Origin of the sequence: Bacillus coreaensis, assembly GCF_050586445.1 — a bacterium.
Classification (GTDB): Bacteria; Bacillota; Bacilli; order Bacillales; family Cytobacillaceae; genus Robertmurraya_A; species Robertmurraya_A coreaensis.
In genome coordinates this window covers 11,316-23,830 of sequence record NZ_JBOCCY010000021.1, presented here as the reverse complement: position 1 = coordinate 23,830, position 12,515 = coordinate 11,316, and the positions used below count along the sequence as shown (strand labels likewise).

Annotated in this window: 9 protein-coding genes; all 9 read left to right on the top strand. The window is 36.3% G+C overall.

Annotation, left to right across the window (positions count from 1 at the left end):
- Window positions 1-96 precede the first annotated feature (96 nt).
- The 9 genes from ACQ5H4_RS20935 (at window position 97) to ACQ5H4_RS20895 (ending at window position 12,483) form a co-directional block, all read left to right on the top strand.
- Window positions 97-420 carry an STAS domain-containing protein gene (locus ACQ5H4_RS20935; protein ID WP_430776901.1) on the top strand — a complete coding sequence of 108 codons (324 nt, stop codon included), beginning with the start codon at window positions 97-99 and terminating at the stop codon, window positions 418-420.
- Window positions 421-546: 126 nt separating this feature from the next.
- Window positions 547-867 carry a hypothetical protein gene (locus ACQ5H4_RS20930; protein WP_430776900.1) on the top strand — a complete coding sequence of 107 codons (321 nt, stop codon included), beginning with the start codon at window positions 547-549 and terminating at the stop codon, window positions 865-867.
- A gap of 145 nt (window positions 868-1,012) precedes the next feature.
- On the top strand, window positions 1,013-1,825 hold the full coding sequence (proC, locus tag ACQ5H4_RS20925; RefSeq protein WP_430776899.1) for a pyrroline-5-carboxylate reductase: 813 nt from the start codon (window positions 1,013-1,015) through the stop codon (window positions 1,823-1,825).
- 84 nt (window positions 1,826-1,909) lie between these two features.
- Window positions 1,910-3,535 (top strand): diguanylate cyclase, encoded by a 1,626-nt coding sequence (locus tag ACQ5H4_RS20920; protein ID WP_430776898.1) that lies wholly within the window; start codon window positions 1,910-1,912, stop codon window positions 3,533-3,535.
- Window positions 3,535-4,575: a HEAT repeat domain-containing protein gene (locus ACQ5H4_RS20915; protein ID WP_430776897.1), complete on the top strand. Its 1,041-nt coding sequence runs from the start codon at window positions 3,535-3,537 to the stop codon at window positions 4,573-4,575. Before ACQ5H4_RS20920 ends, ACQ5H4_RS20915 begins: the two co-directional genes overlap by 1 nt.
- A gap of 1 nt (window position 4,576) precedes the next feature.
- Entirely contained in the window at window positions 4,577-5,989 is a 1,413-nt protein-coding gene (locus tag ACQ5H4_RS20910; protein ID WP_430776896.1) for a glycosyltransferase family 2 protein, read from the top strand.
- Complete coding sequence (locus tag ACQ5H4_RS20905; RefSeq protein WP_430776895.1) at window positions 5,986-9,234, top strand: hypothetical protein; 3,249 nt, start codon at window positions 5,986-5,988, stop codon at window positions 9,232-9,234. The genes ACQ5H4_RS20910 and ACQ5H4_RS20905 overlap by 4 nt, the downstream gene beginning before the upstream one ends.
- Entirely contained in the window at window positions 9,231-9,593 is a 363-nt protein-coding gene (locus ACQ5H4_RS20900; protein WP_430776894.1) for a response regulator transcription factor, read from the top strand. The genes ACQ5H4_RS20905 and ACQ5H4_RS20900 overlap by 4 nt, the downstream gene beginning before the upstream one ends.
- Window positions 9,583-12,483, top strand: coding sequence for an ATP-binding protein (locus ACQ5H4_RS20895; RefSeq protein ID WP_430776893.1), 2,901 nt, complete (start codon window positions 9,583-9,585; stop codon window positions 12,481-12,483). Before ACQ5H4_RS20900 ends, ACQ5H4_RS20895 begins: the two co-directional genes overlap by 11 nt.
- Window positions 12,484-12,515: the final 32 nt, after the last annotated feature.

The following is a 12,515-nucleotide window of genomic DNA, read 5'->3' as shown; positions in this document are numbered from 1 at the left end:
AAAGATAGGAGAGATAGGGAATGGAGGATTATAGTGATTGATTTATAATAGAGGTAGAAAGCTTGAGTGAAAAAGTTTTTTCAAAGGAGTTTTGAAATGGCTAATGAAGAAATTATTACCTATGATTGGAACCAGGATGTAACATTAAAAACGGCTGACCTTTTTCGAGAGGAGCTACAATCGTTTATTCTGACTGAAAAGAAAAAACTTATTTTAAGTTTAAAGGGTGTTGGGTATATAAACAGTTCAGGACTTGGAGTGATTGCTGATGCAGTCATGCTAGCAAGAAAGCAGGGGAAAGAGCTGGTTGTAGCAAACATACAAGAACCAATTTCTGAGATCTTTGAAATTGTTAAGTTTGGATCATTTATTCATCTCTTTGTTACGGAAGAAGAGGCGATTCAATTTTTTAATCAATAAGTAATTTTATCAATCGCCATTTTTTTGTCATAAACATTTGAAAAAATAGTGAATGAATGGAAATAATCCACCCTATAACCACTACATTTTCTATAATAATAGTGGACCTATAGGAGGGGATTATTGATGAATATTACAACAATAATTGAACTGAATAATCAAGAAGTGGAACAGATGGCAGGAGCTAAGATGGTGTTTGTGCAAGAGGAAATTACTGAACAGATCATTCATACTTGTGTAGATTGCTTTACTGTAGTAGGGTCAGAAGAAAAGATTGAGCCGGAACTAGCAATGGAAAAAGTTTTTGAACAATTAAAAGGGAATGGTGTGATTCCTCCAGGTGTAACAGAATTTTCCTTTGAAATGCCAGCTTGTGGTACCATCAAAAAAAATAATCAATTTATAGCAGAAATCCCGCAAAATGTTGTCCTAACATTTACGATATAAATAATAGAAGAACACCCATCCTGACCCAAAAGTGTCAGGATATTTTTTTATTCAAAACTACAGAAAAATCGACATTATTTTTAGTGGTCAAAGTGAAAGTAACGTATAATAGCAAGTGAATTATAGATAAAAAGGTGTGAATATATTGGTTAATAAAATTGGATTTATTGGCTGTGGGAAAATGGGACAAGCAATATTAACGGGGCTACTTAGTAAAAGTAATATAGAAAAAAATCTCATCCGGGTAAGTGCGAAGACAGAAACTACATTAACTAAGGTAAAAGAGTTGTTTGGGGTTGAAACAACTACTAACAATAAAGATATTGGAAAATGGGCCGATATTATAGTAATAGCTGTAAAACCAGATTTACATAAAGAGGTTATTGAGGAAATTAGAACCGTGATATCGTCTAATACGATAGTCGTTACCATTGCAGCAGGTATTACATTACAGTTCTTAGAGCAATTATTTGAAAGACAAGTAAAGGTTGTTAGAGCTATGCCCAATACTCCTTCTCTTGTTGGAGAAGGAATGACAGCGCTGTGTTTTCATAATCTTGTTTTAAACGATGAAAGAGAGCGGGTTTCCCATATATTTGAGTCTTTAGGAAAGGTTGAAGTATTTCCGGAGTCGTTAATGAACAGTGTTCCAGCGATTAGTGGTTCTTCACCTGCTTATGTGTACATGATGATTGAAGCATTAGCAGATGGTGCTGTTAAGCAAGGGCTAGCACGTGACAAGTCCTATATAATGGCTGCTCAAGCAGTTCTTGGTGCTGCTAAGATGGTTTTAGAGACAGGATTACACCCAGGTGTATTGAAGGATCAGGTTTGTACCCCAGGTGGTGCTACCATCGAAGCAGTAGCAGCCTTAGAAGAAACAGGTTTTCGTGCCTCCATTCTTTCAGCGATGGAGAGTTGCACAGAAAAAGTTATCAAACTAACAGAAAACGAATGAAGAGGAGTTTAGGGATGTGTAATAGGATTGAAAATGGGGAATATAAGCATAATCTGGCTGATTATCCTTTAGGAGGTGTTTGTAATGAATATGGACAAATATAAACTCCTTCTTTTCAAAAAAATTAAGGATCAGCTTTCCATTTGGTTTGAGAAGGAACCTAATAAACCTGCCACGAAAGATGAACTTTTTCTTTTTCTACATTCCATTAAAGGTACAGCAGGCACAATTGATTTAGGTGGATTATTTACTCTTGTCACAAATTTAATGAATGAGATTGAACGTAATGAAACAAAGCTTCAATGGGAGAAACAGGAGCTACATGATTTCCTTTACGAGTTAATGGATTTAAGTTATCAGTATGAACATTTTGAGACGGTAGATGTTTCTCAGCCTATTACTAGAGATGAGGGGACACCTCTTATTCAAGTGATTGATGATGATATCTCCATGCTCATCTTGTTGAAGGATACACTTGAGGAAAAGGGATGGATCGTAGTTGCGCATACAGATGCGGAAGTAGGAAAAGAATTGTTTTATGAACTGCAACCTGATTGTTTAATCATAGATGTTAATCTTCCGGGAACAAATGGTTTTCAGCTTTTGGAAGGTCTTAATCACCACCTTGAAAAAATGTTTATTCCGACTGTCATGATTAGTATTGAAAACGACCGGGAGACAAGAATAAAGGCTTTTGAATCTGGTGCAGATGATTTTATAGAAAAGCCATTAGACCTTGAGGAGTTTGTTCTCCGAGTAAAGCGTCAACTAAATAGAAAAAAGTTATTTGACCAATCCGTCATGATTGATGAACTTACACAGGTGTATAATCGCAGATTTTTAAACGATTCTTTACGGAGGAGTCTCGTTGATATTGAGAGATCTAGCACTTATTTTACAGTAGCCGTACTTGATCTAGATTACTTTAAAAGGGTAAATGATACATATGGACATATCGTAGGAGATAAAGTGTTACAGACATTTGCTCAATTCCTAAAGGAACATGTAAGAGGGACGGATTCTGTTTTTCGATACGGGGGAGAGGAATTTGTGGTTTTATTTCCTAGAACCAATGATACGGACGTAAAGAACGTTCTTACTAGGTTGTTAGAAAAATTCTTTAACACCCCTTTTACCGAAAACGGAAAAACATTTTATATTTCGTTCTCAGCTGGAGTTTTTATGGTTTTAGATGAACAAATGGACAATAAGACTGTGATTCAAACAGCTGATCAAGCACTGTATTTAGCAAAAGAAAATGGGAGAGCAAGAGTTGAAAGTGCTAATCAATTAAACCTTGGAGCAGCCAAGAAAACTCTACATGTATCCCTCATTGATGATGATGTAATTATTCGGACGATGATAACAAAAATTCTTCAAAGTATGGAATTTGAATTTGTTGATCTAGATATTTGTTCTTTTGAAAATGGGGTGGAATTTTTTGACTCAGGTAGGCATGAAATTTCCGGTCAGCATTTTCTTGTTCTCGATGGAGTAATGCCTGTGATGGATGGAACTGAAGTACTTCAACGAGTGAAGTCAGGGAGGAAAAGAAAACAATTCCATGTACTTATGCTTACGGGACGGAAAAATGAACAAGATATTGCTCGTTCACTTAAACTCGGAGCGGATGACTATGTGACAAAACCATTTAGTATTCAGGATCTTCAAGCGAGAATCTATAGCTTTATTCAAAGGATAACTAAATGATGATTTCTAATGAAGTAATTGTTCTCTTTTATGCAACCATTTTTATACTTATCTTACTACTACTCATCTTACTTTATTTAATTATTCGGAAAACGTTAGAAAATCAGGAAAATCTTAAGGTTAAAACAATAAAAATGGAGTTAGAAACTTCTCTGTTTGAAAGCATTTCTGAAGGTAAAGTATATGAGATGACTAATCGAGACCGTTTTTCCTTGAAAGCAATGGAGGAGTTATTAAAAAGCTACTCAGATACAGTCGTTGGAACAATGGAGCTCCAATCTCTTACTGCTTTGGCAGATAGATATTTATTAGAAGGGTACAGAAAAGTATTAAAAGGTAGAAGTTGGAGCAAACGAATCAATGCCCTCTATCATATTGAAGATTTTCATATGCATAAGCTCTCAGCTGATGTGAGACAGCTTTTACAAAGGCGTTCTATAACGAAAGAAGAAGTGATTGTCAGTATTCGTTTTTTAGCAGCAACGGATCCGTTTGAAGATGTTTTTGAGTTTGTGAATAAAAGGTACACTGATTTAACAGATTTTGATTATAGAAGTATTTTGTTCAAATTAGATGAAAATTCCTTCCGTTTGCTCGTTGAGAGGTTTTCTGAATGCCATTCAACCCTTCAATGGTCTACACTTGAAATCATTTCAATTAGAAAAGAACTCTCGTATCTCTCTTTTGTGGAAAAGATATTCCATTCGTATAAGGGAGAGACGAGAATTCGTGCACTTAAAGCCATTGCATCTATAGGATTTACCACCGATATTGAACAGTTTTACCCTTTAAGGGAGAGTTCAGAGTGGCAGGAGAGAATGCTACTTGCTAAGTTAATTCATTTTTTTCCTTCGGAGTCCTCGTACGACATTTTAGCAACTTTAATTCATGATCGCAATTGGTGGGTCCGTTCCCAAGCCGCTCAATCATATACAAAGCTACCAAAAGGAAAAGAACGATTAATAAAAATAATGGAAATCTCGCATGATCCTTATGCTAGAGATATTGCGGCAGAGTGGCTTCAAAAAGGGGAAATTTAATATGCTACAACTGATTGGAGAGTATATTGGGGTTGTTTTCGGTAGTTTTATCACTATATACATGGTGTTAGTGATTAGTTTTTACTCAGTGATTTTACTACTCTCTCTTCTTCAGCTTAGAAGAGAATATAAACTTGATAAAGAGCAAGCGTACGATGAATATCTTAATGACTTATATACAAAGCCAATTTCTATTATTGTTCCTGCGTTTAATGAAGAGGCAGGATTGATTCAAAGTGTCCGTTCCTTGCTGGGGATTAATTATCCCACTTATGAAATTATTGTTGTTAATGACGGATCTACAGATAATAGTCTTAATAAAATGATTCGACATTATGAGATGAGGAAGATTAAAAAGGTCATTCGAAAGCATGTTGAAACAAAAAATATTAAAGGAATATATCAGTCCAGTACTTTACCGAACCTTTATCTGATTGATAAAGAAAATGGCGGCAAAGCAGATGCATTGAATGTAGGATTAAATTTCTCTCACTATCCTTATATTTGTTCTCTAGATGGCGATTCCGTTCTAGAACGAGATGCCTTCTTAAAGGTAATGAAACCAATTATGCTTTCAAATGAAGATGTTATTGCTTCTGGAGGAAGTGTAAGAATTGCCAATGGTTGTAAAATATCAAATGGGAATTTACTTGAAGTAGGATTATCAAAACATCCCCTTGTGATTATGCAGATCATTGAATATCTCCGTGCCTTTTTAATGGGGAGAATTGGTTTAAGTCGTCATAATCTTCTTTTGATTGTATCAGGAGCATTTGGCGTATTTTCAAAAAGCTGGGTCGCTGAAGCGGGGGGATATAAGACCACGACCGTAGGTGAAGATATGGAGTTAGTGGTTCGTTTGCACCGACTTATTAAAGAGAAGGGTGTAAAGAAAAAAATAGTATATGTACCAGACCCTGTATGTTGGACTGAAGTTCCGGAAGAAACTAAGTTTCTTCGTAGACAGAGAAGAAGATGGCATCGAGGTTTGTTTGAAAGTCTTTGGGCACATAGGAAGTTAGCGTTTAATCCGAAATACGGTTCGATCGGTATGATTTCCTTTCCTTATTTTTGGATTGTTGAGTTTTTTGGTCCTATCATTGAGCTCTCTGGATATATTTATGTCTTATGCTCCTTGTTTATTGGTGGAATTTATTTAGAGTTTTCTATTATCATTTTTCTTCTCTCTTGTTTGTATGGATCATTGTTCTCCATGGCCTCTGTTTTATTAGAAGAGTGGAGTTTACGCAAATATCCAAAAGTATCACATATCGTAAAGTTATTTTTTTACTCTATGACAGAGACATTATGGTACCGCCCATTAACCGTCTTTTGGCGTTGCGAGGGGATTTGGCAAATTATTGTTGGTGAAAAGGGCTGGGGAGAAATGAAAAGAAAAGGTGTATCGGAATGAAGAGTTGGTTTTCTAAACAACAAATGCTTGTTTTTGCATTTATTGCAATCATAGTAGTAGGGATAACAAGTCCTTTCTGGCTATGGGCAGTAAAATCAAATAAAGAGTTAAATGTATTAATTCTCGATAAGACTGTTCCTGACCAAACGTACCGAGAACATAGCGGACTAACTTGGCTATTGAATAATGAGAAATATGTCACTAGCGATCGTGAAAGGTACAGTATTGAAACTAGCTATAGTGGATTTGTTCCTAAAGAGGGGGAAGAGTATGAAATTCGCAATCTTCCAAAAGAATTAGAACAGTATGATGTCTATTACTTGGCGGATTCATATGGGGTCTATGAAAAGGAATTCTATGGTGAAAACCAACAGGGAGAACGGTCTGAGCACTTGTATGGTGGATTACAAGAGGAAGAAGTGGAGGCCATTCATCAGGAATTACTTTCAAATAAGGGGAAGACCCTTATAGCTGAATTTAATACATTTGCTAGTCCCACTTCAGCTTTAGCTCGTGAAAAAATATCTAACCTGTTAAATGTCGATTGGACAGGCTGGATTGGTAGGTATTTTCCTAAGCTTGAGGGGGAAGAGGTTCCAACGTGGGTGAAAGAAAATTACGAAAAATTGAACGGAGCATGGAATTTTTCAGGTGAAGGGTTAGTATTTGTGGATAGCAATGACTATATTGTGGTCATTGAAAAAAATGAGTTTAAGGGTGAGGGACCAAGTTTCCAATATACTGAACTAGGTGAGAAGCTCTTAAATAATAAGAAAACGGATACTGATTATTCTTATTGGTTTGATATTATTTCCGCAAGAGATTCAGATGAAATCTTAGCAACATACCATTTATCTGTAACAAAGGAAGGCGAATCAAAGCTTGCAGAAAATGGGATTCCAGTTACTTTCCCTGCAGTTATCAGCCATAAAAATGCGAGTTATTCTGCCTATTATTTTGCTGGTGATTATGCCGATGAGGGAGATGTTCCTTCGATTTATCAGACAAGGGGAATATCGAATTGGAGAGCAATCGCTCAGTCAGATTCTTTTTACTGGCGTGTGTACGTTCCAATGATGAAGCAAATTCTCCGTCACGGCTTAGAGCCATCCGATGAGCAGGAAGTGGTAGAGCTTGTTACGGAAAATGGGAACTCTATTAATAGTAAAACAGATGAAGAGTCTATTCAAATCCAAAAGGATGGTAAGTGGCAGGATCTTCTTATTAAAGGGGTTAACATGGGGATTGCTAAACCAGGTTACTTCCCGGGTGAGACGGCTATCTCTAAAGATGAATACTTTAGATGGTTTAAAATGATTGGCGCCATGAACGCGAATGCCATTCGTATTTATACCATCCACCCTCCACAATTTTATGAAGCATTCTACGAATATAATAAACAAGCCAAGAAGCCTTTATATTTATTTCACGGGGCTTGGGTGACAGAAGAAACTTTGCTAGAGACACAGGATGCTTATGATCCGTCCGTTGTGGAAGAGTTTCAAAGAGAGATGAGAGACATCGTTGATATCGTTCATGGCAATGCTCTTTTAGCAGAAAAGCCAGGGCATGCATCAGGCTCTTACACTTACGATATTTCCCCTTATGTACTAGGGTATATTATCGGAATTGAGTGGGATCCAGGTATGGTAGTAAATACTGACGCTGTTCATAGTGGAATGGAGCAGTACAAAGGAGACTTCTTCTTTACGGAGAATGCAACACCATTTGAAGTGTGGTTAGCGGTCCGAATGAATGACATGGCAAGTTATGAGGCAGAAACGTATAAGTGGCAACATTCTATGAGTTTTACCAACTGGGTAACCACCGATCTATTAACTCATCCAGCTGAACCTGCTGAAGAAGAGGATATGGTTAGTGTTGATCCTAATCATATAAAAAAAACAGATCAATTTCATGCTGGTTTATTTGCTTCATATCACGTCTATCCATATTTTCCAGACTTCCTAAACTTTGAAGAAGATTATGTGAATTATGTAGATAATAGCGGAGAAAAGAATAATTATGCCGGTTATCTTCATGATTTGAAAAATGCACATGAAATGCCAGTTGTCATTGCTGAGTACGGCGTGCCTTCCTCAAGGGGATTAACTCATGAGAATGTTCATGGAATGGATCAAGGAAATCATAGTGAAGAAGATCAAGGTGAAATGAATCAGAAGCTTTTCCAGACTATAGTTTCAGAGAATTTTGCTGGAGGTATGGTATTTTCTTGGCAGGATGAGTGGTTTAAACGAACATGGAATACAATGGACTTTGATAATCCAGACCGCAGGCCGTATTGGTCTAATATACAAACGAATGAACAAATGTTTGGGATGCTAGGGTTTTCCCCTGCTTTATTCGGAAGAGCAATGATCTTAGACGGAAAAGATAATGACTGGAGAAAGTCTTTGATTGAACCTTTAGCACAATCGAAGGATGAAGATAATTTATTATCAGATATGTATGTAACTTCTGATGCTGCAAATATCTATGTGCGTCTCGATTACCAACAATCTATAAATTTTGAAGAAACACCGACATATATCACATTTGATACGATAGAAGATCAGGGGCAAAAAAAGATTCCGCTTCGTACTGGTCAATCACTGTCAACAACATCTGGTGTGGATTTCTTAGTCACATTAGCAGGCAAAGAAGAATCAAGAATTACAATCGATAGCTATTATGATTCTTTTTACTATCAATATGGTGAGAGGTTAAAACTAATAAAAAAAGAAACGTACACTTCAAAAAAGGAAAATGGTGTGTTCCATCCGATTCGCTTGGCGCTAAATAAAGAATTAACGATTCCTTCAACAGGGAAAACCTATCCTTTTGAAGCGTATGAAACGGGAAAACTCCTTTATGGCTCTGGAAACCCTAATGATGAAAATTATAACTCATTAACCGATGTCAGCATTAGTGAGGATGGAAAGATGGTCGAGTTGCGTATTCCATGGCTAATGTTAAACATTAAGGATCCGAGTGAAAAAGAAATTATCGGGGATATGTGGAAGAGTGGATTAGAGGGTACGAAAAATATTGAAGGTATCTATCTTTCTGCATTTGTTTCAACAGAAAAAGGTTTGTCAATTTTACCTGAAACGGAAAGGGAAACGGAGACCATATCTAAAACGGTAGTTTATAAATGGAATAAATGGGAGCAGCCAGTATACAGTGAACGACTTAAGGATTCTTATTATATTATGAAGGAAACATACGGGGGGACAAAAGAGTGAAAAGGATATTATTAGCTGAGGATGAAGAAGTATTAAGAATGCTTGTTGTAGACACTCTTGAAGAAGAGGAATATGAAGTAGATGAAGCGGCAGATGGAACGGAGGCGGTTCAGCTATTTGAGGAGAATAGCTATGATTTACTTGTTCTTGATTATATGATGCCAGGATTAACAGGGCTAGAAGTGATTGAACATGTAAGACTAAAAGATAAGAAAGTAAAAATCTTAATGCTCTCAGCTAAGAGTCAACAATATGAACAGGAAAAGGTAATTGAGGCAGGAGCTAACTACTTTATGGCCAAACCTTTTAGTCCAATGGAGCTAAAAGATAAGATTGAGGATATCTTAAATGAAAGATAGCTCGAATAAAAAGCAAAGCATATTAAAACAATTTATTCAGTTAATGATCATTTTTCTCTCTTTAATCCTTATCGGTATGTCTTTAAATCTCTATTTTCAGTACAAACGAAGCAATGACTATGTTGAAAAAAGAGCCCTTATTGTGGAGAAAGAGAAAATTACGAGAGATTTGTATTACACACTGAATACGGCTTTATTCGATGTTAGGGGATATTTTGCTTACGGAAATGAAGAGTTAAAAAAAAGAGCACACTCACAACAGCCTGAGATTAGAAAACTAGCGAAAAAATTAGAGGCGAGTGCGACTAATGATGATGATGATACGGAGTATGTTAGAGAGCTTAACAGCTTTGTGGATTATTATTTTGTTGAGACTCTTCCTCAAGCAGTCGAGTATTATGAGGCTGGGCGACAGGATGATTTAATCAATTTGGCTCAGCTTGGCGCTACAACAAGAACCAATGAATTTTTGGATTTGACTCACGAATACATGGATGTAATTGATAGCGAATTAAATACAGCCATAAATGATATGAGGAAAACTCAAACCATTTATCAAAATGTATTTCTTGCATTTATCATATTTCTTTTGGTATTCCTTTTTAGGATTATCAGGGTAATGCTAACAAATATTGGTGCACCACTTTCCCAACTAGCAAAGACAGCAACAGATATAACAGAGGGAAAGGATTCAGAAATTTTTATTGATCCACATCGTAAAGATGAAATTGGTGTTCTTTCTTTCGCGTTAAAGAAGATGCTCCATTCTATACAAGAAAAAGAACAGAATCTATTAGCTCAGAATGAGGAGTTATTAGCACAGCAAGATGAGCTTTATGCGCAGCAATCGGAGCTAGAAAATGCCCTTTATGTGGTAAAAGAAAGTAAGAACAAAATTGAAAATCGTAATGAATTAACAAATAAATTAACAAACACTCTCGAAAAACATACGCTTCTTGATAGCATTGTTTTACACATGACACGAATTATTAAGGCGGATCGAGGGTTAATCATATTGCTCGAGGACCAAGCGTATAGTTCGTATGGAATTTCTACTTCTGGTGTAGAACAGTTTAAAAAGAACATATACAATGGCTTGAATAGCATCCTTATTAAACATAAGCAACCATACACGATTAAGAGGGAGATAGTGGAATCTGAGAAGGGGTACCATGAGGGGAAATTGTACTCTTATGATTTATACTTGCCAGTCATTTCCTCGAATGATGTGGTAACCGCAATAATGGTGTTTAGCAGGTTTGGAAATGCATTTCAAGAGTCAGAGATTGAAGAATTACAATCGATCACAAAACAAATGAGTAATTCATTAGAGAAGGTATATATTCATGAGTTAACTGAAACGGAACGACTAAGGAATCAGTCTATATTAAATACAACTCATGAGGGAATTCAGCTTATTAATCAGGACGGAGTTGTTCTGCTAGTAAATAAGGCTCTTTGCGAGATGTTCGAATGCGTAGTGGATGGAAGAGATTTAGTTGGACTTGACCTTCAGGATTGGACATCCTTTATGCAAAAAGATATGGAGGAAAAGGATGAGTTTTTACAATTTGTCCAATCTGCAATAGAAACCAACCATATAAATAATTCAAGTTCAATTATATATAAACGACTAGATAAGCATCAAGTGATCAAGGTATATAGTGAAGCACTATTTCAGGATGATATACGCATTGGTACGATAATTGTTCATCGAGATATTACAAAAGAATTTGAAGTGGACCAAATGAAGTCTGAGTTTGTTAGTACCGTTAGTCATGAGTTACGAACTCCATTAGCTAGTATTTTAGGATTTACAGAGCTCATGTTACACCGTGAGCTAAAGCCAGACCGAAGATTAAAGTATTTAACCACTGTATACAATGAAGCAAAGAGACTTACCGCATTAATTAACGATTTCCTTGATGTCCAACGCATGGAGGCGGGGAAACATACGTATGAAAAAAAATATTTTGAACTATTGCCCGTTATTGAGTCAGTGACAAATACATTAAGAAGTACAACATCAATACATGAAATTACTATTACCTCCCATGCTGAAAACGATTGGATTTTAGGAGACCGTGAAAAGATTGAGCAAGTACTTACCAATCTGGTGGGAAATTCAATTAAATACTCTCCGAATGGAGGGGATATTACACTAAATCTATTTGAAGCAAAGGGAATATTGAAGTTGGATATTTCAGATGTAGGCTTAGGTATCCCTGAAAATGTAGGGGGCTCCATCTTTACAAAGTTTTATCGAGTTGACAATTCAGACCGACGAAAAATTGGTGGGACTGGACTAGGTCTTGCCATTGTAAAGGAAATAATGAACGCCCATGAAGGGGATGTAACTTTTACATCTGTTTATGGAAAGGGAAGTACCTTCACCATTTCTTTCCCAATGGTCAAAAAAGAGGCAACCAGGATTACAGATAGGAGAGATGAAGAAGCTTCCACTTATAAAGTTTTTGTAATTGAGGATGACGAAAGTTTGCTAGATCTAATATCACAAGAGTTACTTGATAACGGATTTACAGTTACTCAATTTACAAATGGTGACCATGCAATGGATGCCTTAAAGGAAGAGGTACCAGATGCAGTAATTCTAGATATCATGTTAGATAAAGGAAACGTTGATGGCTGGAATATTATGCGATTTATGAAAGAGAAAGAGGAATTGAAGGAAATACCAGTCATAATCTCCAGTGCACTTGATGAGAGAAACAAAGGTTTAGCGAATGGAGCAGAGGAGTACTTTGTTAAACCATACAAAACAAGCCACTTATCTAAAATTGTGATGCAATTATTACTCAAGATTGGAAAAGAAGGGCAAGTAATTGTGCCTTTTGTTGAAGAGCATGATAATGAAAAAACAAAAGAATAATGATTGATTGTGCAGAAAAGGACTAGGACATT

What these genes read in the sequence shown, in the direction of transcription:
- ACQ5H4_RS20935 (WP_430776901.1), top strand. Translation starts at nt 97, where the DNA reads ATGGCTAATGAAGAAATTATTACCTATGATTGGAACCAGGATGTAACA.
- ACQ5H4_RS20930 (WP_430776900.1), top strand. Translation starts at nt 547, where the DNA reads ATGAATATTACAACAATAATTGAACTGAATAATCAAGAAGTGGAACAG.
- ACQ5H4_RS20920 (WP_430776898.1), top strand. Translation starts at nt 1,910, where the DNA reads ATGAATATGGACAAATATAAACTCCTTCTTTTCAAAAAAATTAAGGAT.
- ACQ5H4_RS20915 (WP_430776897.1), top strand. Translation starts at nt 3,535, where the DNA reads ATGATTTCTAATGAAGTAATTGTTCTCTTTTATGCAACCATTTTTATA.
- ACQ5H4_RS20910 (WP_430776896.1), top strand. Translation starts at nt 4,577, where the DNA reads ATGCTACAACTGATTGGAGAGTATATTGGGGTTGTTTTCGGTAGTTTT.
- ACQ5H4_RS20905 (WP_430776895.1), top strand. Translation starts at nt 5,986, where the DNA reads ATGAAGAGTTGGTTTTCTAAACAACAAATGCTTGTTTTTGCATTTATT.
- ACQ5H4_RS20895 (WP_430776893.1), top strand. Translation starts at nt 9,583, where the DNA reads ATGAAAGATAGCTCGAATAAAAAGCAAAGCATATTAAAACAATTTATT.